The organism is Candidimonas nitroreducens (genome assembly GCF_002209565.1).
Lineage (GTDB): Bacteria > Pseudomonadota > Gammaproteobacteria > Burkholderiales > Burkholderiaceae_B > Candidimonas > Candidimonas nitroreducens.
Genome location: NZ_NJIH01000002.1, coordinates 211473 through 233402 on the forward strand (window position 1 = coordinate 211473; position 21930 = coordinate 233402).

23 protein-coding genes are annotated in these 21930 nt (G+C 66.4%); 8 read left to right on the forward strand and 15 right to left on the reverse strand.

Annotated elements, in window-relative coordinates; all coding sequences use genetic code 11:
• Nucleotides 1–201: 201 nt before the first annotated feature.
• From CEY11_RS02445 to CEY11_RS02470, 6 genes are all read right to left on the reverse strand, one after another.
• Nucleotides 202–597: a type II toxin-antitoxin system VapC family toxin gene (locus tag CEY11_RS02445; protein WP_088601773.1), complete on the reverse strand. Its 396-nt coding sequence runs from the start codon at nt 595–597 to the stop codon at nt 202–204.
• Nucleotides 591–833, reverse strand: a complete 243-nt coding sequence (locus tag CEY11_RS02450; RefSeq protein WP_088601774.1) for a type II toxin-antitoxin system Phd/YefM family antitoxin — start codon at nt 831–833, stop codon at nt 591–593. The genes CEY11_RS02445 and CEY11_RS02450 overlap by 7 nt, the downstream gene beginning before the upstream one ends.
• A 118-nt stretch (nt 834–951) precedes the next feature.
• Nucleotides 952–1881 carry an LD-carboxypeptidase gene (locus CEY11_RS02455; RefSeq protein ID WP_088601775.1) on the reverse strand — a complete coding sequence of 310 codons (930 nt, stop codon included), beginning with the start codon at nt 1879–1881 and terminating at the stop codon, nt 952–954.
• Between the two features lie 215 nt (nt 1882–2096).
• A complete protein-coding gene (gene tadA / locus CEY11_RS02460) occupies nt 2097–2648 on the reverse strand; it encodes a tRNA adenosine(34) deaminase TadA (protein WP_408608097.1) in 552 nt (183 codons plus the stop codon).
• Between the two features lie 68 nt (nt 2649–2716).
• On the reverse strand, nt 2717–3565 hold the full coding sequence (locus CEY11_RS02465; protein WP_088601776.1) for an HAD family hydrolase: 849 nt from the start codon (nt 3563–3565) through the stop codon (nt 2717–2719).
• Between the two features lie 174 nt (nt 3566–3739).
• A complete protein-coding gene (locus tag CEY11_RS02470) occupies nt 3740–5233 on the reverse strand; it encodes an NAD(P)H-hydrate dehydratase (protein ID WP_088601777.1) in 1494 nt (497 codons plus the stop codon).
• Between the two features lie 276 nt (nt 5234–5509).
• On the opposite strand from CEY11_RS02470, the gene CEY11_RS02475 reads away from it, so the two are divergent.
• The 3 genes from CEY11_RS02475 (at nt 5510) to CEY11_RS02485 (ending at nt 8666) form a co-directional block, all read left to right on the forward strand.
• Complete coding sequence (locus CEY11_RS02475; protein WP_088601778.1) at nt 5510–6871, forward strand: MFS transporter; 1362 nt, start codon at nt 5510–5512, stop codon at nt 6869–6871.
• 110 nt (nt 6872–6981) lie between these two features.
• Nucleotides 6982–7908, forward strand: a complete 927-nt coding sequence (locus CEY11_RS02480) for an ABC transporter ATP-binding protein (protein WP_088601779.1) — start codon at nt 6982–6984, stop codon at nt 7906–7908.
• Nucleotides 7905–8666: an ABC transporter permease gene (locus CEY11_RS02485; protein ID WP_088601780.1), complete on the forward strand. Its 762-nt coding sequence runs from the start codon at nt 7905–7907 to the stop codon at nt 8664–8666. The genes CEY11_RS02480 and CEY11_RS02485 overlap by 4 nt, the downstream gene beginning before the upstream one ends.
• 108 nt (nt 8667–8774) lie before the next feature.
• On the opposite strand, the gene CEY11_RS02490 is transcribed toward CEY11_RS02485, so the two are convergent.
• Nucleotides 8775–9257 (reverse strand): YajQ family cyclic di-GMP-binding protein, encoded by a 483-nt coding sequence (locus CEY11_RS02490; protein ID WP_088601781.1) that lies wholly within the window; start codon nt 9255–9257, stop codon nt 8775–8777.
• A 101-nt stretch (nt 9258–9358) separates the two neighbouring features.
• Nucleotides 9359–10189, reverse strand: coding sequence for an oxidoreductase (locus tag CEY11_RS02495; protein ID WP_088601782.1), 831 nt, complete (start codon nt 10187–10189; stop codon nt 9359–9361).
• A 77-nt stretch (nt 10190–10266) separates the two neighbouring features.
• Here CEY11_RS02495 and CEY11_RS02500 point away from each other — a divergent pair, with 77 nt between their 5' ends.
• From CEY11_RS02500 to CEY11_RS02515, 4 genes are all read left to right on the forward strand, one after another.
• Nucleotides 10267–10950: a FadR/GntR family transcriptional regulator gene (locus CEY11_RS02500; RefSeq protein ID WP_088601783.1), complete on the forward strand. Its 684-nt coding sequence runs from the start codon at nt 10267–10269 to the stop codon at nt 10948–10950.
• A gap of 80 nt (nt 10951–11030) precedes the next feature.
• Nucleotides 11031–12284: a CynX/NimT family MFS transporter gene (locus CEY11_RS02505; protein ID WP_088601784.1), complete on the forward strand. Its 1254-nt coding sequence runs from the start codon at nt 11031–11033 to the stop codon at nt 12282–12284.
• A 24-nt stretch (nt 12285–12308) separates the two neighbouring features.
• Nucleotides 12309–12770, forward strand: a complete 462-nt coding sequence (locus CEY11_RS02510; RefSeq protein ID WP_088601785.1) for a VOC family protein — start codon at nt 12309–12311, stop codon at nt 12768–12770.
• Nucleotides 12767–13450 (forward strand): cytochrome b/b6 domain-containing protein, encoded by a 684-nt coding sequence (locus CEY11_RS02515; protein ID WP_088601786.1) that lies wholly within the window; start codon nt 12767–12769, stop codon nt 13448–13450. The genes CEY11_RS02510 and CEY11_RS02515 overlap by 4 nt, the downstream gene beginning before the upstream one ends.
• 35 nt (nt 13451–13485) lie before the next feature.
• Here CEY11_RS02515 and CEY11_RS02520 read toward each other — a convergent pair whose 3' ends face one another.
• The 3 genes from CEY11_RS02520 to fabG all read right to left on the reverse strand — a co-directional run bounded on the left by CEY11_RS02520 (nt 13486) and on the right by fabG (nt 15797).
• A complete protein-coding gene (locus CEY11_RS02520; protein ID WP_088601787.1) occupies nt 13486–13947 on the reverse strand; it encodes a CHRD domain-containing protein in 462 nt (153 codons plus the stop codon).
• A gap of 307 nt (nt 13948–14254) precedes the next feature.
• Nucleotides 14255–15034 carry an SDR family NAD(P)-dependent oxidoreductase gene (locus tag CEY11_RS02525; RefSeq protein WP_088601788.1) on the reverse strand — a complete coding sequence of 260 codons (780 nt, stop codon included), beginning with the start codon at nt 15032–15034 and terminating at the stop codon, nt 14255–14257.
• A 22-nt stretch (nt 15035–15056) separates the two neighbouring features.
• Entirely contained in the window at nt 15057–15797 is a 741-nt protein-coding gene (gene fabG / locus CEY11_RS02530; protein WP_088602016.1) for a 3-oxoacyl-ACP reductase FabG, read from the reverse strand.
• 73 nt (nt 15798–15870) lie between these two features.
• Here fabG and CEY11_RS02535 point away from each other — a divergent pair, with 73 nt between their 5' ends.
• Nucleotides 15871–16110, forward strand: a complete 240-nt coding sequence (locus tag CEY11_RS02535; protein ID WP_088601789.1) for a hypothetical protein — start codon at nt 15871–15873, stop codon at nt 16108–16110.
• Nucleotides 16111–16147: 37 nt separating this feature from the next.
• On the opposite strand, the gene CEY11_RS02540 is transcribed toward CEY11_RS02535, so the two are convergent.
• The 4 genes from CEY11_RS02540 to CEY11_RS02555 form a co-directional block, all read right to left on the reverse strand.
• Nucleotides 16148–17512 (reverse strand): aspartate aminotransferase family protein, encoded by a 1365-nt coding sequence (locus CEY11_RS02540; RefSeq protein ID WP_088601790.1) that lies wholly within the window; start codon nt 17510–17512, stop codon nt 16148–16150.
• A 48-nt stretch (nt 17513–17560) separates the two neighbouring features.
• The gene (locus CEY11_RS02545) at nt 17561–19108 is read right to left on the reverse strand and encodes an acetolactate synthase large subunit (protein WP_088601791.1); all 1548 of its coding nucleotides are present in this window, start codon (nt 19106–19108) and stop codon (nt 17561–17563) included.
• A gap of 141 nt (nt 19109–19249) precedes the next feature.
• The gene (locus CEY11_RS02550) at nt 19250–20860 is read right to left on the reverse strand and encodes a gamma-glutamyltransferase family protein (RefSeq protein ID WP_088601792.1); all 1611 of its coding nucleotides are present in this window, start codon (nt 20858–20860) and stop codon (nt 19250–19252) included.
• Nucleotides 20861–20937: 77 nt separating this feature from the next.
• The gene (locus CEY11_RS02555) at nt 20938–21906 is read right to left on the reverse strand and encodes a Bug family tripartite tricarboxylate transporter substrate binding protein (protein ID WP_088601793.1); all 969 of its coding nucleotides are present in this window, start codon (nt 21904–21906) and stop codon (nt 20938–20940) included.
• Nucleotides 21907–21930 lie beyond the last annotated feature (24 nt).

Sequence of the window (21930 nt, forward strand, 5' to 3'; positions counted from 1 at the left end):
CAAAAAGAAGAGAAAAGAAATAGGGGAAAACTTCTTAGTTTAACAAGCGGCCCCGCGCTAAGTACCGAGCCCGTTGGCCAAGGCCGCAATACGTGAGTGACTCGGCCAGACTATGGCCGTTCAGAGCATCTGGGCATCGGCGCGGCGAAAGCATAGAGCCGCCTGCAGGGCGGCTCTATGCCGCTTGCAAGCGGGCACGCTTCACCAAACCGTTTGGACGTGCTGATAAGAACGAATCTTCGAATCAGCGGTTACCAACGGCGCGCAATAGTGCCTGGCGGTAGCCACGATCAGGCGGTCGGCGGGATCTTTATGAAAGTCCCCAGGCAAGTCGACCGACTGCACCGCCAGGAGTATGTCCACAGGAACAAACCTCAGGCCGGAAATCTGCGCCACGATGTCCAGCCACTGGGCAGCATCCATGGTCAATGCCAGCCGCCCCGCTCGAACCAGCATGGCCACTTCCCATGCACTGATGGCCGACACCAGGACTTCCCCGCCCTGCCTCTCTGTTTCGATAGCATCCCGGGCTGCGCCGCTGAGTTGTGCGTCGCCCGATACCCACCACACCAGGGCATGCGTGTCCAGCACTACCATTGGCCGGCTTCCCAGGCGTCTTCGCCAACAGGAGACAGAGGCTCGCCGTAATGTACGACCGAGTCGCGCAGCACTGCCAGCGGATCACGCTGTACTGGGCGATATGGGCGGATTTCGAGTGCCGGCTTACCGCGATCCGTCACGATGATGGGTACACCGGTCGACTCGACCTGGCGGAAGAACTCCAAGGCCCGGGCCTTGAACTCGGTCTTGGACACCTGTTGTTGACCGCGCATGGCACACCTGGCAAGCAATCGTTCGATAGCGCCATTTTATCACACAAATGACTATTTAATATGGTCATTTTTATCCGCAGCACCCCCGGCCCCTTCTTCTTATAGGGCGGGCCGCCAATCAGTGTTCGTGCTCGTCCAGCACCAGGTACGCCATGCCGTCTTCAGTGGCGATGCCGACCTTGCGGCCCACCGGCAAGGTCGCCTTGACCTTGACGTGGCCGTATGGCAGGCCGGTAAGCACCGGCACTTTTACTGTGGCACGCAGCCAGCGCAGCACCGACGGCATGTCATAGCCATTGTCGTGCGGCGCCAGCCTGTAGTCGCTGAAGCCCCCCAGCACAATGGCCTTCTGGCGTCCGAGCACGCCTGCCTGCCACAACTGCGCCAGCATGCGCTCGACGCGGAACGGGTGTTCGCCCACGTCTTCCAGGAACAACACGCCGCCGCGGATGCGCGGCATGTAGGGGGTGCCCAGCAGCGACACGACCATGGCCAGATTGCCGCCCCACAATATGCCGCGGGCGTCGACCGCGTCGGCATCGGGCGACTCGAAGCTCAGGATCTCGAGCTCGCCGCGCATGGCCTCGGCAAACAGATCGGCGGTGAGGTCATCCATGGACTTGCCGCCGAAATCGAACACCGCCGTCGGCCCCGCATAGCTGCACGCACCGGTACGTGCCAGCAGCGCCAGGCTGAACGCCGTGAAGTCGCTCTGGCCGATGAAGACCTTGCCGCTGTCGGCCACCGCCTGCCAATCGATGGCCGGCAGCAGGCGGCTCAGGCCATAGCCGCCGCGCGTGGCCATGACGATGGGCTGCTTCTGCTTCAACGAGCGGGCGATTGCCGCCAGGCGCTGCTTGTCGGTACCGGCGAAACGCTCGTGCACCGCCAGCGCGGCGCGATCGATCACGGTCTTGAAACCCAGGGACGCCAGGCGGCCGGCGGCCCGTTCCAGGGAACTGGGATCGGCCACCGCGCCCGAGGGAGAGATCAGGTAGATACCGCTGGCTGCACGATGATGATGGTGATGATGTCCGGAATGGCTCATGGCGATGGCGTCTGGAATCCGTATAAAGGCTGAAGGAATAAGGCCGGGTGCAGGCCGTAGTATAAAAGCGCCGGGCGGGGCGACGCAGGCGGGCAGCCCAGGATCAGCCGGAATCGGCGCGCAGCTCTACATTGCCGCTGCCCGCGTATTCGCCGCAAGCCTTAAATACCGAATCTGCTGAATCGCAATAGCGTACTAGTTAGTGCGGCGGGATGTTAGCCACCGAAGGGTTCTCCCTCGGCGGGCTTGGGCCGTGCACGGCGCTCGCGGAAAAAAGCGCGCAGCAGCTCGCCGCACTCCTCCTGCAGCACGCCGCCCACCACCTGCGTCTGGTGATTGATGCGCGGATGCGTGTGGAAATCCAGTACGCTGCCGCAGGCGCCGGTCTTGGGATCGCTGGCGCCGTACACCACCCGCGCCAAGCGCGCATGCAACATTGCGCCCAGGCACATGGCGCAGGGTTCCAGGGTCACATACAGGCTCATGCCCGGCAGCCGGTAATTGCCCACGGCCGCCGCGGCCTGGCGCAAGGCCACGATCTCGGCGTGCGCGGTCGGGTCGCTGCCGGAGATGGTGCGGTTGAAACCGCTGCCCAGCACCTGGCCGGAAGCGTCCAGCACCACCGCGCCCACCGGCACCTCGCCCTGAGCGCGCGCCAGGCCGGCCTGCTGCAGCGCCAGCCGCATGGCGGCCGCATCGCTGGGCGCAGCCCCGGCCTGGCCCGTAGCAGGCCCGGCGCAACCGGGCGTGCCGGCATCATCGGACATGCCGGCATCCATCGGCGGCCCGGCGGCATCGGGCATATCGGCAGCCATAGGCGTCCCTGCCACGACGGTCAGCCACGGTAAATGCGGGCCTGCAGGGCGATGCGGCCCGCCAGGCTTTCCACCGCCTCTTCCAGCCACTGGTACAGCTCCGCGTCTTCGCCGTAGCGGGCCTGGTTCAGATTCGAGACGCGGCCCTCCTGGATGAAGCCCCAGGCCCGGCTGCGCTTTTCGCGGTGCTTGGGATCCCATACGCCGAAGGCCACGCCGCCCGACTTGCGTATCAGCGAGAAGCATGGAATATCGGTGTAGCCGTCGCCGACGAAGATCATCTGCTCGAACGGCACGCGCAGCTTGTCTTCGGGAACCTTGCGATTGACCTCGAAAGGCTTGTTGCGCGAGGCCTCGCCGACGATGCCCTTCTGTATATGGAACAAATAGCGGGTCTTGTCGGTGAAGCTGACGACGCGGCGCGGGAAATGGATGCCGCCCTGCTCGTCATAGATGAATTCGGATGCCCAGATGTCGGTGAACTCTTGCGCAATGGGGGTGTTGCGCACCACATCGCCGATGCCGCTGGTGATCAGGTAGAACTCCAGCTGCACCTGCGGATGTTTGGAGCGCACCAGCGCCCGCAGGCGCCCGAAGAACGATTGCACGCCCTCGTGCAGCGGCAGCCGCGCACCCCATTCGGCCAGGCGCTGGCGCGTGATCGGCCCGTGGCGCTCCGACTTGGACAGTTCGATCATGCAATACAGGTACGCCGGCACTGGATCCCAGTCGTGCTCGGACAAAAGCGGGCCGACACGCCGCGACCAGAAGTCGTCGGTATCGACGCCGATATCGCCCAGGAACCCCGAGGTGCTGTCCGGGGCCAGCGTATCGTCGAAATCAAAAACCAGTGCGATGACATCGGACATAGGCGACCTTGGTAATACTGCCGGTTCCCGCCGGGAACGAGGCTGCCAGTGTAACGCGGGCCAGCCCCGGCGCCTCCGGGTGCGCCAGTTCGTATTTGCGAGAACGGCGCGCGCAGCCAAAAAAAAGCGCAAGGACTGCGGCGGAGTTGTTATTGCCTCGAACCCCGAGCCGCGTCAGGCGCCCGTGCCGGCCGGGCCGCCCAGTATGCCGGCCTTGAGCGCGCGCAGTACCTGGGGCAGCGTGCGCACCAGGTCTTCGGCGATCAGCCCCGGGCCGAAGGCGCGCGCCGTCTCGCCGTGCAGCCAGGCCGCGGCGGCGGCGGCGAAAAACGCATCCATGCCCTGGGCCATGAGGCCGGCGATCAGGCCCGACAATACATCGCCGGTGCCGGCGGTAGCCAGGTCGGCAACGCCGTTGGTATTGATGACGGCGCGCCCGTCAGGCGCGGCGATGACCGTATCGGCCCCCTTGAGCAGCACCACGGCACCGCTTTCGCGGGCGGCATAGCGCGCCCGCACCAGCTTGCTGCCCTCGCAGGGGAAAATGCGCGAAAACTCGCCTTCGTGCGGCGTCAGCACACAAGGGCCGGTGATCGCCGAAAACAGCAGTTGCGGATCGCGCGCGAAGCAGGTGATTGCGTCCGCATCCAGCACCGTCTTGCGCTGCGTGGCCAGCACTTCGAGCACGTTCTTGCGAGTGGTGTCGGACACGCCGGCGCCAGGCCCGGCGACGATGGCGTTGCGGCGCGCGTCGGCCAGCAGTTGCACCAGGCTGTCGGGCCCCTGCAGCGGCTGCACCATGATGCTGGTCAGCGCCGCGGCATATACCGCCCAGACCGGCTGCGGCGCCGCCACCGTAACCAGTCCGGCGCCGACCCGTGCCGCGGCCATCGCGGCCAGGCGCGCCGCGCCGGTCAGTACGGCCCCGCCCAGCACCAGCGCGTGGCCGCGGTGATATTTATTGGCCTGCGCGCCGGGCCAGGGATATTGGGCCTGCCACAGGCCGGGCGCGTTCTCGTGGCAACGCGGCGGCGCCAGGCGCAGCACCTCGGCGGGTATGCCGATATCGGCCACGAGCACTGCGCCGCAGAGCCGCCGGCCCGGCATCAGGCAGTGCCCGGGCTTCTTGCGAAAGAAGGTGACGGTGAGCGCGGCGGGCATGGCCGTACCCAGCACTTCGCCGGTCTCGCCGTCCAGGCCGCTGGGCACGTCCACCGCGCAGACCGGCAGGCCGCTGCGCGCCACGGCCTCGAGCACGCCGTGCGCCTGTCCCTGGATCGGCCGCGACAATCCGGCGCCGAACAAGGCGTCCACCACCAGCCCGGCGCCTTCGAGCAGCTCGGGGCTCCAGGCTTCGACCGGGCCTTTCCACAAGGCCGCGTGATGCGCGGCGTCGCCCGCGGGGCCGCGCCCGCCCAGCAGCGCCAGCCGTACCGGCCATCCCGCTACGGCCAGGTGGCGCGCGGCGACGAAGCCGTCGCCGCCATTATTGCCGGGCCCGCACAGCACCAGCACCGGCATGCGCGACCAGCGCGCACGCACCGCGTCGGCCACGGCCTTGCCAGCCGCCTCCATCAGGGTTGTGCCGGGGATGCCGCCGCGAATGGCCGCGGCATCGGCCGCGGACATTTCCTTGGGTGTGAGTAGCGCGTTGTCGTCGGGATCCATACCTGTCGCCCAGTTTGCGATAGATGCGGCACCGGTGCGCCGTGTGCGCCCCGGCTGCCCACCACAAGCCGGCCATGGCCGGCTTGCGTCTCATGCTGTCTGCATCATAAAACAAACGCCCTAACGGTCATGGCGGGCGCCGCCTCCCCCCGAGAATGAAAGGGGCTTCTTTCACATTAAACACCGGCGCCGGCAGGCGGTCGGCAGGCCGGCGTATGCGCATCCAATAAAATTGAGCCGATAATCCACACTCCGAACCGGAACTCCCTCGCTCCCATGCTCGCTCAAGCCCTTGCGGACACCCTCAAACGACGCGGCATCCACTACGCCTGGTTCGTTGCCTTCATCTGCTTCCTGACCATGCTCACGTCCTCGGCGGCGCTGGGGCTGCCGGGCGTATTGCTGCGGCCCCTGGGCAAGGAATACGGCTGGGACGTCGAACAGATTTCCTCGGCCCTGGCGCTGCGCTTCGCGCTGTACGGGCTGATGGGGCCTTTCGCCGCCCTGTTCATCGACCGCTACGGCCTGCGCAAGGTCATATCCACGGCGCTGGTGCTGGTCTGTACCGGCATGCTGCTGGCCCTGCCCATGACCTCGCTGTGGCAACTGGTGGTGCTGTGGGGCCTGGTGCTAGGGCTGGGTTCGGGCCTGACGGCGCTGGTGCTGGGCGCCATCGTGGCCAGCCGCTGGTTCGAGGCGCGCCGCGGGCTGGTGATCGGCATGCTGACGGCCAGCACCGCCACCGGCCAGCTGGTGTTCCTGCCGGGCGCCGCCTGGCTGGTGGAACACTACGGCTGGCGCGCGTCGATTGCCCCTGTCTGCCTGTTTGCCGCCTTGGTCATTACCCTGGCCTTGCTGTTCATGCGCGACCGGCCCGAAGACTTGGGCCTGATCGCCTACGGGGCCGATCCCGGCAGCGTCGCCGCCGCACCCGCCGCACCCGCCGCGGCCCCGGCCGACTCGGCAGCGCGGCGCCACGCGCCGCTGACGGCGCCCCTGCAGGCCCTGCGCGAGCTGCGCGGCAACCGCACGTTCTGGATACTGTTCGCCACTTTCTTCATCTGCGGCCTGAGCACCAACGGGCTGATACAGACCCACTTCATCACGCTTTGCGGCGACTTCGGCTTGTCGCCTGTGCCGGCCGCCTCGGTGCTGGCCATGATGGGGGCCTTCGATCTGTGCGGCACGATATTTTCGGGCTGGCTGTCCGACCGCTACGACAGCCGCAAGCTGCTGTTCTGGTATTACGGGCTGCGCGGGCTGTCGCTGTTCTGGCTGCCCCACTCCCAATTCACCTTCTACGGCCTGTCGATCTTCGCCTTGTTCTACGGACTGGACTGGGTGGCCACCGTGCCGCCCACGGTGCGGCTGGCTGGCGCCGCCTTCGGCAAAGAGCGCGCCGGCATGGCCTTCGGCTGGATCTTCGCCGGCCATCAACTGGGAGCCGCCACGGCGGCGTACGGCGCGGGCGCCACGCGCAGCCTGCTGCTGACCTACGTTCCGGCCCTGTACGCGGCGGGCACGGCCTGCCTGATCGCCGCCCTGATCGCCCTGGCGATACGCCGGCCCGGAGCAGGCGCGCCGGTGGCGGGCGCCGCCCCGGGGCCTGCCGGCGCCGCCGCGGCCCAGCATCCATGACGCAAAGCACCTCGACGCCGCAGGTACGAGGCCAGCGGGTACACTACCAAGCTGCCCCATACAGCGCCACCCAACCAGCCGATCACGGCGGCCGCGATCCGATGCCACCCATGCCCCCCATTCTTTCCATTTCTTCGATTTCCAAGACCTATGCCGGCGGCTTCCAGGCACTGAAGAATGTCAACCTCGAGATCAGCAAGGGCGAGATCTTCGCGTTGCTCGGCCCCAACGGCGCGGGCAAGACCACGCTGATCAGCATCGTCTGCGGCCTGGTCAACCCCAGTACCGGCACCGTCCTGGCCGGCGGCCACGACATCCTGCGCGACTACCGCAAGGCGCGCGCACTGATCGGCCTGGTGCCCCAGGAACTGACCAGCGAGGCCTTCGAATCGGTGTGGAACACGGTCAGCTTCAGCCGCGGCCTGTTCGGCAAGCCGGCCGATCCGGCCTACATCGAAAAAGTGCTGCGCTCACTGTCGCTCTGGAACAAGAAGGACAACCGGCTCATGACCCTGTCCGGGGGCATGAAGCGCCGCGTGCTGATCGCCAAGGCCCTGGCCCACGAGCCGCAGATCCTGTTCCTGGACGAACCCACCGCCGGCGTGGACGTGGCGCTGCGCAAAGACATGTGGGAACTGGTGAGTTCGCTGCGCGCCACCGGCGTGACCGTCATCCTCACCACCCACTACATCGAGGAAGCCGAAGAGATGGCCGACCGCGTCGGCGTCATCAACAGGGGCGAGATCATCTTGGTGGAAGAAAAAACCGAGCTGATGCGCAAGCTGGGCCGCAAGCGCCTGATCCTGGATCTGCAGGCGCCGCTGCCGGGCATCCCGCCGCAGCTGGCCGGCCAGCCCCTGACCCTGAGCCCGCAGGGTACGGAGCTGATCTACACCTACGATGCGCGGCGCGAACACAGCGGCATCGCGACGCTGCTCAACAGCCTGCGCGAGGCCGGCATAGCCTTCAAAGACCTGCGCACCGAGCAAAGCTCGCTGGAGGACATATTCGTGGGCCTGCTCAAGGAGCCATCATGAACTGGCGTGCCATGTATGCCATATACCGGTTCGAAATGGCGCGCGCCTGGCGCACCATGATGCAAAGCATTGTGGCGCCGGTCATTTCCACTTCGCTGTATTTCATCGTGTTCGGCACCGCCATAGGCGGGCGCATCAACCAGATCGACGGCGTCAGCTACGGCGCCTTCATCGTGCCGGGCCTGGTGATGCTGTCGCTGCTGACGCAAAGCATCGCCAACGCATCCTTCGGCATTTATTTCCCGAAATTCACCGGCACCATCTACGAGGTGCTCTCGGCGCCCGTGTCGTACTTCGAGATCGTGCTGAGCTACGTGGGCGCGGCGGCCACCAAGTCGATCATCCTGGGCACCATCATGCTGATCACCGCGGCCTTCTTCGTGCCGCTGCGCATCGATCATCCCGCGTGGATGCTGCTGTTCCTGATGCTGACCGCCTTCACCTTCAGCCTGTTCGGCTTCATCATCGGCCTGTGGGCCGACAACTTCGAGAAGCTGCAGTTCGTGCCCATGCTGATCATCACGCCCCTGGCCTTCCTGGGCGGCAGCTTCTATTCCGTGAACATGCTGCCGCCCTTCTGGCAGACGGTGACCCTGTTCAACCCGGTGGTCTACCTGATCAGCGGCTTCCGCTGGAGCTTCTACGGCATCGCCGACGTCAACGTCGGCGTCAGCCTGGGCATGACCCTGCTCTTCCTGGCGCTGTGCCTGGGTGTAGTGGGCTGGATCTTCCGCACGGGCTACCGGCTCAAGCCCTAGGCTTCAGGCCTCCGCTTTATTCGCAGCGCCGCATCGAGCACGCGCTGCGAAAATTCAATCCACACGCACGCCGAGCTTGCTCGTGCACCCTATGGCAAGCCGCCGCGCTTAATCGCGGAAGTTGTTGAACTGCAGCGGCAGGTCGACCTCGGTCTTGCGCAGCAGTGCGATGGCCGCCTGCAGGTCATCGCGTTTCTTGCCGGTGACGCGCAGCTTGTCGCCGTTGATCTGCGCCTCGACCTTGAGCTTGGCGCCCTTGATCGCGGCGATCAGCTTCTTGGACACGGCCTGCTCTATGCCCTGCTTGATGGTAACGCGGCGCCGCGCGCCGGCCACATTTTCCAGGGGTTCGGCCACGTCCAGGCAGCGCACGTCGATGCTGCGTGCCGCCAGGCGGCCGCGCAGAATGTCGAGCATCTGGTTGAGCTGAAAAACGCTGGGCGCGGACTGCGTCACGACATAGCCCTCGAGCTCGAAGCGGGCATCCGTGCCCTTGAAATCGAAACGCGTCGCCAGCTCGCGGCTGGCCTGATCCACCGCGTTGGCGAGTTCATGCTTGTCTACTTCGGAGACAACGTCGAAAGAAGGCATAAGGCTGTTCCTGTGCAAGTGAAAAGTGTACTGCGGCGCATCGGCAGCCGCCCAAGGCGCAGACGGCGCCGCGCCCGCATTTACGCCGGGCCGCGGGTGGCCTACTCGTCGAAATCGGTGCTTTGCGTAAGCGATACCCAGCGCTCGAATTCGGTGCCCAGTTCCTCGAGCCTGGCGCGCCCGCGCCTGAGCGCATCCGACCCCAGCAGCAGGTGCGCGGGCGGGTCGTCGCTGGCGACGATCTGCAGGATCGCAGCGGCCGCTTTGGCGGGGTCGCCGCGCTGATGGCCCGAGCGCTTGCTGCGCGCCTCGCTGATCGGCTCGCACACAGCGGCATATTCCGCAATGCTGCGGGCGCTGCGCTTGAGCGAGCGCCCGGCCCAGTCGGTGCGGAAAGCCCCCGGCTCCACCGCGGTGGACTTGACGCCGAAACCGGCGGCCTCCTTGCCCAGCGACTCGCTGATCGCCTCCAGGGCGAACTTGCTGGCACAGTAGATGCCCATGCCCGGCCCCGTGGTCATCCCGCCTATGGACGTGATGTTGATGATGCGACCGCTGCGGCGCCCACGCATGTGCGGCAGCACCGCCTTGATGAGGCCGAGCGCTCCGAATACGTTCACCTCGAACTGGTGGCGGATGTCGGCCATGTCGGCCTCTTCGATGGTGCTTTCGAAACCATAGCCGGCATTGTTCACCAGCACATCGATGGGGCCCACCTTGGCCTCCACCTCGTCGACTACACGGCGTATATCCGCCTCGCGCGTTACGTCGAGCAGCACGCCGCGCGACCTGCCCGGCGCCAGTGCATCGAATTCGGCGCGCTGAGCCTCGTTGCGCAAGGTGCCCACCACTGTGTCGCCCTGTTTCAGCGCCGCCAATGCCAGCGCGCGGCCCAGGCCGGTGCTGGTTCCCGTGATCAGCCAGGTCTTCATTGCTTGCTCTCCTTGATACGCTTGATTTTCCCTGTATTTTGCCTCACAATTAAGTCATCAGATGACTTAATCATTCAATGATTTTACTCGCTTCCAAGACCAGCCTGGCGGACGCCGCGGCCCAAGGCATCCAGCGCGAAATCCTCGACGGACGCTGGGCGGTCGGTACGCGCATCCCCAACGAGCCCACGCTGGCGGCACTGCTTGGTGTAAGTCGCGGCACGGTGCGCGAAGCCGTCAAAATGCTGGCCTCGCAAGGGCTGCTGCAAGCCCGGCAGGGTTCCGGCACCTACGTGCGCGCCTGCTACGACCCGGGCCGCACGCTGCAACAGATGCGCCGCGCCACCCTGCGCGACCAGGTGGAAACCCGTTGCGCGCTGGAAACGGCGGCGGCCAGGCTGGCCGCTGTGCGCCATACACCCGACGATCTGCAACGCCTCGAAGAACTGGTACAGGCTCGCGGCCAGTATTACGACGGCGAGACAGAGCCGGGCTTCGCCGCGCGCGATTTCGCCTTCCACAGCGAATTCGTGCGGGCCTCGCACAACCAGGCATTGATCGAAACCTATCTGTTCTTCGCCACCTCGGTGCAGGAAATCATCCAGGCCACGGTCGAGCAATGCATACCGGAGCCCGGCCAGCAGGCCCACGAAGATCTGGTGCGCGGTATTGCCAGCGGCGACCCGGATCAGGCCGAAGCGGCGGTGCGGCGCTTCATGGCGCCCATACTCGATGCGCTGCAAGAGGCCGCTCCTGCCTGATCCGCTACGGACTCCACTCTTTTTGCGCCATAGCGGCGCCCGCGCCATTTCGGCACACCACACTCGACACGCAATCATTCATGTCTTCGGCCACAGATAAACCCACCGCCCCGCCCCGCGCTCCTGCAGTCCATGTGCCCCGCGGCGCGGCTCTGACCCTGCTCGGCATCAGCCTGGTGCTGATCGCCTTCAACCTGCGGCCGGTGTTTGCCAGCCTGTCGGTGCTGCTGCCCGAAATCATCCGCCAGACGGGGCTGTCCTCGGCCAACGCAGGCTACCTGACCACGCTGCCGGTGCTGTGCCTGGGTGTGTTTGCACCCCTGGCTCCCGGGCTCGCGCAGCGCTACGGCATGGAGCGCACGCTGCTGGGCATGCTGGTGCTGCTGGCCGCGGGCACCGCACTGCGCGGCCACGGCAGCATCGCGGGGCTGTTCATCGGCTCGGCGCTGGCCGGCGCCGGCATCGCGGTGGGCAATGTGCTGCTGCCGGCCCTGGTCAAGCGCGATTTCGCCGGACACACCGCATCCATGATGGGGCTCTACACCATGGCGCTGTGCGGCGGGGCCGCCGCGGCGGCGGCCTTCACGCTGCCGCTGGCTCAGGCCATGGGCCATTCCTGGACGGCGGCGCTGGCCTTCTGGGCGCTGCCCGCGGCCGTAGTGGCCGTAATCTGGGCGCCGCAGTCGCTGGGCAGCCGCGGTACGCGGCCGCGCGCGCCGGCCCGCAAGGTGCGCGGGCTGATGCGCGACTCGCTCGCCTGGCAGGTGACGCTGTTCATGGGCTTGCAATCCGCCCTCGCCTATTGCACCATGGGGTGGCTTGCACCGATTCTGCGCGATCGCGGCCTAAGCGGCGTCACCGCCGGGCTGGTCGTTTCCGCATCGATCCTGCTGCAGGTGGCCGTGAGCCTGCTGGTGCCGCCGCTGGCCGTACGCTGCAAAAACCAGCGGCTGCTCAATGCCGGGCTGTGCGTCATCACAGGGGTCGCATTGCTGGGTCTGCTGTTCGCGCCCCTGTCCATGGTCTGGCTGTGGGCCGTGGTACTGGGGGTCGGCCAGGGCGGGCAGTTCTCCGCGGCGCTTACCATGATCGTGCTGCGCTCGCCCGACTCGCACGTCGCCGCCCACCTTTCGGGCATGGCGCAAAGTGTGGGCTACGTGCTGGCAGCGATCGGCCCCTTGCTGGTGGGCCTGCTGCACGGCTGGACGGGCGGCTACAGCGCCACCGCATGGCTGTTCGTCGCGCTTAGCATAGGTGCGGGCATCAATGGCTGGTTTGCCGGCCGTAACCAGCACGTCCGAGTCGACGACTGGGGCTCCAAGCCAGCCGCCTAGCTTACGACACGAAGGAGTCGCAATATGCAGAATTCTTCCCTACGCCCCAACCTGATCCCGGCTGTTCACTACAAAGACCCCGTGGCGGCCATCGAATGGCTGGAACACGCCTTCGGCTTCGAACGCTGCATGCTCATCTACGATAAAGGCGGGCGGCTGGTGCATTCCGAGCTGAAGTTCGGCAGCGGCCGCATCATGGTCGGCGCCGAATGGGCCGACTATACCGCCAGCCCGGCGTCGGCCGGCGGCAAGAATACCCAGTCCATCCACATCCAGCTCGAACATGGGCTGGACGAGCATTGCGCGCACGCCCGCGCCGCAGGCGCCGCAGTGCTGCGCGAGCCCGAAGACCAGTTCTACGGCGACCGCGTCTATTCCGCCCGCGACCCAGAGGGACACGTGTGGAGCTTCGGCCAGACACTGCGCCAGGTATCCCGGGAAGAAGCCGAGCAGGCTTCGGGCCTGCGGATCGAAGGCTGGGTATGAAAGACGCCGGCCCGCCCGGCCGGCCCGGGCTGCGCCCGGTGCGCGTCTGGGATCTCCCGACGCGGCTGTTCCATTGGCTGGCGGTGATCCTGGTGGCCGCCGCCTACGCCAGCGTAGAGCTCGACCGGATGGACTGGCACGTCCGCATCGGCGAGGCCCTGCTGGCCTTGGTGATCTTCCGGCTGCTGTGGGGGTGTTTCGGCAGCGCAAGCTCGCGCTTCCGCAACTTCGTGGCCACGCCCGGCGCCGCGCTGCGCCATTTGCGCCATCTGCTGCGGCGCGAGCCCGATCTGCAAGTGGGGCACAACCCGGCCGGCGGCTGGATGGTGCTGTTGCTGCTTGCGCTGCTGCTGGGCGAGACGCTAAGCGGCCTTTACATAAACAACGACGTCGCCGACGACGGGCCGTTCACCAGCTGGGTTCCCGCATGGGCGGCCAACGCGATTACGGCTTTGCACTCGATACTCTGGTATGCCCTGCTGGCCGCGGTGCTGCTGCATGTGCTGGCCATTGCGGTATACGCCGTGGCCAAGGGGCATGACCTGCTGCGCCCCATGCTTACGGGACGCAAGCAGCTGCCGCCAGAGGTCGCGGCGCCGCGCATGGCGCCAGCGATACTGACCTGGCTGGCGCTGCTGGCCGGCGCCGCCGCCGCGATACTGCTGGCGGCTTACCTCTGAGCCCGGGGGCTTGCGCCCTGGCTAGCGGTTCGCGCTCAGTTGCCCTTGGGGGGCACTACCTGGCCGCGGATCTCGCCGGACGGGTGATCCTTGGTATGCACATTGACGTAGAACTGGCCAGCGGCGAATTCCTGCGCGTCCTGGGTCGACAGGGTGGCCTCGCCCTTGATCGGGCTGGTGACCGCCGAACCCTTGTGCGACAGCCAGATCTTCACTCCGGCGTTCTTGCCCTGCGCGGCGGGGCCATGGAAATGCGCCATGGTCGCAGGACTGGACAGGCCGCTGAAGCTTATCGTCCACGTGACGACGCGGGTGGAAGGATCGTAGGTAAGATCGGCCTTGCCACTGCCCTGGGTTTGCACCGGGGGAACCTGTTGCGCACCGGTCAACGGTACGGAAAAGGAAACTGGAGCGGCCTGGGCCGAGACCATGAAGCCGGCCAGCACGGCACCGGCAAATGCCAGCGCGGGCCGCCGCAATATCGGAGAAACGCTCATTTGATCATCTCCTGTGGTACGCCACGCCCGCAAGGCAGCCACTTGCGCCCCATGCGGACGAACGTGCCCGACCGGCCCGCATCCAGGATGGATGCAGGTAGCAGATCAGGCATGACTGCTCGTCAATTCTAGCACCGGGCGCCAACCGATCGCCGGCGCGGCGCGGCCCGCAGTGCGGCTTGCCGGGCAGTATGCGTAGCGGTTCCAAAGTCTTGCTGGCGCAAGACACGGACGGCGCCGGGAGGCCTCACGAACACGCATGGCAATGCCCTGCCCAGCTTCGCCGGCGGCGCCCCCGCAGGGTGCCTCAGGTGAGATTCAAGCCGCCGTCCATGAGCAGGATCTCGCCGGTCAGGTAATCGGATGCGGCGATCATCGATACGGCCTGGGCGATGTCGTCTGGGCTGGCTGCACGGCGCATGGGCGCACGCTCTTTCCAGAGTTGCTGGGCGTGGATCCAATCGGCCGTAAGCGGCGTGTCCACCAGCCCCGGCGCCACGGCATTGACACGGATTTCCGGCGCCAGCGACAGCGCCAGCAAGCGTGTCATGTGGTTCAGCGCCGCCTTGCTTGCGGCATAAGGTATCGAAGCCCCTTTGGCACGCACGCCCGCGTGCGAACTGATATTGACCACGCAGCCCGGCCTGCCCCGGGCCGCGGCCTGCAGCAGCGCTGGCCGAGCCTCGGCAATCAAGCGAAACGGGGCGATCACATTCACCTCATGCAGTTCGCGCCAGACCTCGGGCGTGGCCGCGGCCAAATCGCCATGGGCAATGACGCGGCTGATGCCGGCGTTGTTGACCAGCAGGTCGAGCCGGCCCCAAGCGGCCACGGCCTCGCGCACCAGCCGCTGCCTGTGCTCGTCATCGGCCAGATCGGCCTGGATGTACACGGCGCGGCCCAGCTCCTGGGCAAGCGCCGCCCCGGCTGCCGCCGAACTGCGCGAATGCAGCACGACGCAATAGCCTTCGCGCGACAGCCGCCGGGCAATGGCAAGGCCGATTCCGGAAGTGGAGCCGGTGACCAGCGCCACGGGCGCGGAAATCGGCGCAGCAGCGCCGGCATCGGGCGCGACGGTCGGTTCCATGGAGATAGCCGGCCGGCGCGGCTTACAGCGAAATGCCGCCCGACACTTCGATCGCCGCGCCATTGATATAGCTTGCGTCGTCCGAGGCCAGGAAGGCATAGACATTGGCGATCTCGGCCGGCGTGCCCAGGCGCCGCTGCCAGCAGGCGTCGCGCAGCTCGTCCAGCACTTTGGGCGGCATGGACTTGAGGATGTCGGTCTCGATGAAACCCGGGCAGACCGCGTTGACCCGGATGCCTTTGGGCCCCAGTTCGCGCGCCCAGGTCTTGGTGAAGCCGATGACGCCGAACTTGCTGGCCGCGTAATTCGTCTGCCCGAAATTGCCGTAGATTCCCACGACGCTGGAGGCGTTCAGTATCACGCCGCGCTGCTGTTCGAGCATGGTGTTGGCCACGGCCTGGGTACAGTGAAAGACGCCCTTCAGGTTGACGTCGATGACCGCATCGAACTGCTCTTCCGTCATGCGCGCCAGCCTTGCGTCCTGCGTGATGCCGGCATTGTTGACGAGGATGTCTATGCTGCCGAAGCGGCCCTTGACATCCTGCATCACGGCGTCGATGCCCGCCCGATCCGTGACGTCGAGCGTGTAGGCCGCCGCGCGATGGCCGGCGGCCGCCAGCGACTGCGCCTCGCGCTGCACCGCGTCGGCGGCGCGATCGCATAGAACCAGCGTGGCGCCTTCACTGGCGAATTTCCTGGCAGTGGCCTGGCCTATGCCCGCCGCGGCCCCCGTAATCAAAGCAACCCGTTGCTTGAGTCTCACTGGCATCAACCTTGTAAAAGCGACATTGCCTGCCGCACCTGGGGCCATACGTGCCCGGAGCTAAACTTAAGGCATGAATGATACAGCCTCTGCAGACTCGCCCGCCCCGCCGTGGACGGATGCCCCCGAGGGATGGAACTGGCTGGCGCAGGATCAAGACGGCCGCTGGTTCTGGTATGCCGTGGCACCCCAGCTGGGCTTTGCGGGCGGCGTCTGGCGTTCGCCGCGCCGCGCCCAGCAGTTTGCCGCGCAGGGCGAGCCGAATCCGCAATGGCACGAGACATGCCGCCATCGGCCCGGCGCGCCGCCCTGATCATTCCGGCGCGGGCGCCCGCGCCTTTTGTCGCCGCTCAGGCCGCCTGACTCCGCACCTCTTCGAGCGTATCCACGAAGCGGCCCACCATGTCGCGAACCTGCTCTTCGTTGATGATGAGCGGCGGGCAAAATGCGATGCTGTCCTGGATGCCGCGCACGATCAGCCCATGCTCATGCGCCCGCTCGAAAATCGCCGCCCCCATCTTCCCCAGGGGATCGAAAGGCCTGCGGGTTGGCTTGTCGGCCACCAGCTCGACGGCGGCGATCAGGCCCGTGCCGCGCACCTCGCCCACCAGCGGATGATCGCCCAAGGCGCGCAGCGACGACTGCAATACCTCGCCCATGCGGGCGGCATTCTCGATCAGCCCGTTTTCCTCGATGATGCGGATGTTTTCCAGCGCCACCGCCGTAGCAACCGGATGGCCGCTGGCGGTGTAGCCGTGCCCGAAGGTGCCCAGCTCGCCGGAATACCTGGCGATGACGGAATGTACTTTGTCGCCCAGCAGCACCGCGGCCAGCGGCAGATAAGAGGAGGTGATCTGCTTGGACAGCACCATGATGTCCGGCTCGATGCCGAACTTCTGCGAACCGAACATGGTGCCCAGCCGGCCGAAGCCGGTAATGACTTCGTCGGCGACGACCAGCACGTCGTACTTGCGGCACACCGCCTGGATCTTGTCCCAATAAGTGGCCGGCGGCACGATGACGCCGCCCGCGCCCATGACGGGCTCGCCGATGAAGGCCGCCACCGTCTCGGGGCCTTCTTCCAGGATCAGGGCTTCCAGCTCCGCGGCCATGCGGGTGGCAAAAGCCTCTTCGGTTTCACCCGGCTGGCCCTGGCGGTACCAGTGCGGGCAGCTGACGTGCTTCATCTGCGGCAGCGGCAGATCGAAGCCGCGATGGTTGGGCGCCAGGCCGGTGAGGCTGGCCGAGGCCACGGTGACGCCGTGGTAGCCCTTGTTGCGCGCGATGATTTTCTTTTTCTGGCTGCGGCCCAGAGCATTGTTGTAGTACCACACCATCTTGATGACAGTGTCGTTCGCCTCTGAACCCGAATTGGTGAAGAATGCGCTGTGCATGCGGCCTTCGGTCAGCTGCACCAGCTTTTCGGCCAGCTCGACCGAAGGCGTGTGCGTTTTGTGGCTGAAGGTGTGATAGAACGGCAGCTTGCCCATCTGGGCAGCCGCCGCCTGCACGAGCCTGGGCTCGTTGAAGCCCACCGCGACGCTCCATAGCCCCGACATGCCCTCGATATATTCGCGCCCCTGATCGTCGTACACGTAGATGCCCTGGCCGCGCTCGATGACGCGCGGGCCGATCTGCTCGTGCTTGACGGCGTTGGTGTAGGGGTGCAGATGATAGGTGATGTCACGATTCTGGATGGGACTCAGTGCGCTCATGCTATGACTCGATGTGTAAGGATAAGAATCGCCGGTTGGCGGAGCCGCCTAGATGACGGCCTCGATGAGAAATGGGCCTTTGCGTGCCAGCGCCGCGCGCAGCAAGTCGACGAAGGCGGCGCAGTCGGAAGCGCGGGCGGCCTCGACGCCGGCGGCCTGCGCCATGTGCACCCAATCGATTGCGGGCTCGTCCAGGTTCAACATGCGGCTGGCGTTGCGCCCGGGCTCGCCCGCGCCCACCATCTTCAGTTCGTTGTGCAAGATGGCGTAGCGCCGGTTGGCGAAGATGACGGTGACCACGTCCAGCTGCTCGCGCGCCTGCGTCCACAGGCCCTGCACGGTATACATGGCGCTGCCATCGGCCTGCATCAGTATGACCTTGCGGTCGGGGCAAGCCACCGCCGCGCCGGTCGCCAGGGGGATGCCGATGCCGATGGCGCCGCCCGTGATCTGCAGGAAGTCGTGCGGCGCCGCGTTCCAGGTCCATTTGAAGGAATCGCGGCCCGAGCTGACGGACTCATCGCAGATGACGGCATTTTCCGGGCTGAGAGCGCCTATGGCCTGGATGACGGCGCTGGCGGTAAGCGCACCGGCGGGCAGATCCGGCTGGCCGCGCTCGGCCAACGGCACCGCGATGTCGCGCGTCGCACCCACGGCATCGGCAAGCTGTTCCAGCGCTTGCGGCAGATCGTCAGCCGGGCTGGCCAGGGTAATGACGTCGCACCCCTCGGGGATCAGCACGCTGGGCTTGCCCGGATACGCGAAAAAGGCCACGGGCGTGCGGGCGCCGATCAAGATCAATTGCTCGGTTCCTTCCAGCGCCTTGACGGCCGCATCAACCGGATACGGCACGCGCTCGATCGGCACCCGGCCCGCACCGCGTTCCATGCGGCCATTGGACTGCTGCGCCATCAGCCGCGCGCCGGTTCGCGCCGCGATGCGGGCCGCGGTTTCCAGCGGGCCGGCGCGCAGGGCCTTGCCCGACAGCAGAATGAGGGTCTTGCGCCCGTTGCGCAGCGCCTCGCGCGCCTGCAGCAAGGCCGCCTCTTCGATGCGGCCCGGCGCGGGCGGATGCGCCTGGGACACGGGCGCCGCGGTCTGCCCCCACGCGGCGTCTGCCGGCAGGATCAGGGTTGCGATGCCGCCCGGTTCGGTGCGGGCCGCAGCTACGGCGGCCGCGGCGGCACCGGAGACATCATCGGACGACTGTATGCGGCGCACCCAGTTGGACATGGGGCGCGCCAGGCTTTCGATGTCGGTGGTCAGCGGCGCGTCGTACTGGATGTGATAGCTGGCATGTTCGCCCACGATATTGACCATGGGCGTATGGGCGCGGCGCGCATTATGCAGATTGGCCAGGCCGTTGCCCAGGCCCGGCCCCAGGTGCAGCAGCGTTGCGGCAGGCTTTTCCGCCATGCGGCCGTAGCCGTCGGCCGCGCCGGTGACCACGCCCTCGAACAAGCCCAGGACGCAACGCATGCGCGGCTTGCGATCGAGCGCCGCGACGAAATGCATCTCGGACGTGCCCGGGTTGGCGAAGCACACGTCCACATCATTGGCCAAAAGCGTATCGCAAAGACTATCTGCACCATTCATTGTTCAAACCTCGGTCATCGGTGTGCCTGGCCCGCAGGCACGGAAAATAAAAAGCCGGAGCACGGCCCGGCCCATGCGCGCGTCCATTTCGGGAAGACTGGGCGGCAAGCCGGCCGCGGGCCCTGCGGCGGCAAGAGCGCCTCAGTATCCCACAGCCTGGCCGTCGCGCCTGGGATCCGATGCGGCAATATAGCCACCGTGCGGCTGGCGCAGAATTACCTGCGCCGCACCGAAATCCAGGCTTTGCGGCGCCTGCACATCGACATTGTGCCCTTGCTGGCGCAAGGCCTCGACCACTTGCGCGGGCACATGCGCTTCGAGCATCACGCGCGGCCCCGCCTCGACCCGGAAACGCGGCGCGTCGACGGCCGCCTGCGGATTATGGCCCAGATCGACCAGCTGCTGCATCATCTGCACATGGCCTTGCGCCTGCATATTGCCACCCATCACGCCAAAGCTGGCGTAGGGCTCCCCGTCGCGCGTGACAAAGGCCGGAATAATGGTATGCATGGGCCGCTTGCCGGGCGCCACCTGGTTGCGGTGGCCGGGCTGCAGCGTGAAGCTGCGGCCCCGGTTATGCAGCGCGATACCGGTGCCGGGCACCACCACCCCTGAGCCGAAGCCCTGGTAATTGGACTGTATGAACGAAACCATCATGCCATCGGCATCGGCGGCGGTCAGATAGACCGTGCCCCCGTGGCCGGGCAGCCCCGCCGCAGGGACGGCCGCCCGGCCGGGGTCGATCTGCGCCGCACGCCGGCGCAGATAGTCGCGGCTCAGCAATTGCCCGGTCAGCTCGCCCATGGCCGCCGCGTCGCCCACATGCGCGTGCAGGTCGGCGAACGCCAGCTTCATGGCTTCGATGGGTAGGCTGAACAAGTCCAGCGGCCTGTCGGCGCGCGGCGGCTCGAAGGCATCGAGCATGCCCAGCGCCATCAGCGCGGCTATCCCCTGGCCATTGGGAGGCAGCTCGTGCAACATGTACCGCCCGCGGTAGCTCATGGACAGCGGCTGCACCCAATCGCAGCGGTGCGCGGCCAGGTCGGCTTGCGTAAGCGCCCCGCCGCTATGGGCGGCGAAATCGGCGATGCGCTGCGCCAGCTCGCCTTCGTAGAAATCGCGCCCCATGCTGGAAGCAATGCGCCTGAGCGTAGCGGCCTGTTCGGGGAAGCGCCACAGGTCGCCGGCACGCGGCGCCGCGCCGTCGCGCAGGAAAGCCTGGGCGAAGCCGGGCTGATCCTTGAACAGCAAGGCTTGCGCCGCCCATTGGCGCGCAATGGTGGGAGATACGGCGTAGCCGTGCTCGGCATAGGCGATGGCGGGTTCGAACAAGGCAGCGAAAGGCAGACGGCCGTGGCGCCGCGACAGCTCGGCCCAGCCCGCAACCTGGCCCGGCACGGTCACCGTGCCCCAGCCGAACTCGGGCATGGCGGCCCGTCCCTGAAAGAATTCCGGTGTCCAGGCGGCAGGCGCACGCCCCGAGGCGTTGAGCCCGTGCAGGCTGCCTTTGTCCCAGATCAGCGCGAAAGCGTCTCCGCCGATGCCATTCATGACCGGCTCGACGACGGTCAGCGCAATGGCCGCCGCCAGGGCCGCGTCGACCGCATTGCCGCCCGACAGCAACATGCGCAGGCCCGCCTGCGCGGCCAGTGGCTGGCTGGTGCTGACGACGTTGGCCGCCAGCAGCGGGATGCGCCGGCTCAGATAGGGAAACTCCCAGAAGGGATCGGGGGATATGGAATCGGCTGACATGATGGCTGCTTGGCTTTTCTATATTTGCGTACTGTCGTACAGCGTTGGCACGGATACTCGCACCGCGATGCACGGCCCTATTGAACCGGAATATTCGCGCGCTGCACCAGCGATTGAATGACTGGAATTTCCTGCTTGATCTGCTTGAGCAAGGTCTGCGCCGTTCCGTCCGAAGGTTCGATGCCCATGGCGAGCATGCGCTTGCGCACGGTCTCGTCGGCCAAAGCCACCTTCAGCGCATTGTCCAGCACCCGGGTGCGCGCCTCGGGAGTGCCCGGCGGAGCCACCAGCGTGAACCAGGCCAGAATCTCGAAGCCGGGGTAGCCCGACTCGCTCATGGTCGGCAGCTTGGGCAGAGAGGACATGCGCTGCTTGCTGGTGATCGCCAGCACCCCCACCTTGCCGGAATCGACCTGCGGCATGCCCGTGGACACCATGTCGAAGAACAAGTCCACTTCGCCGCTGATCAGCTGCGGCATGGCCTGGGCCGAGCCCTTATAGGGCACGTGCAGCAGCTTGATCCCGGCTGCTTTCTGGAAATATTCCGCCGCCAGATGCGAAGACGTGCCGGTTCCGAACGAAGCGATGGTCAGGGCGCCGGGCTTGGCCTTGGCGGCCTGCACCACATCGGCCAGAGTCTTGAAGTGGTCTTTTTTCGCGGTCAGCAGCACCATGGGCCCGATGCCTATCATTCCGATCGGCGCGAAGGCATCGGGATCGTAGGGCAGTTTCTTGAAGAGGAAGCGATTGGTGACCAGCGTCGAATTGGTCGCCAACAGGATCGTATAGCCATCGGGCGTGGCACGGGCTACGTGCGAAGCGCCTATGGTCGTCGCGGCGCCGGCGCGATTTTCCACCACGATCGACTGCCGCAGCGCGCGGCCCATGCGCTCTGCCAATATGCGGGCCAGCCCGTCGGTAGCGCCGCCGGCGGGAAACGGCGTAATCATGGTGATGGGGCGATCGGGGTAGCCCGCCGCTGCAGCGATGCTCGTCGCGGCGCCAAGAACGGCGGCGGCAAAAAATCGGATTCCGGCTCGAAACATTCTTATCTCCTGGTCTTGTCGAAA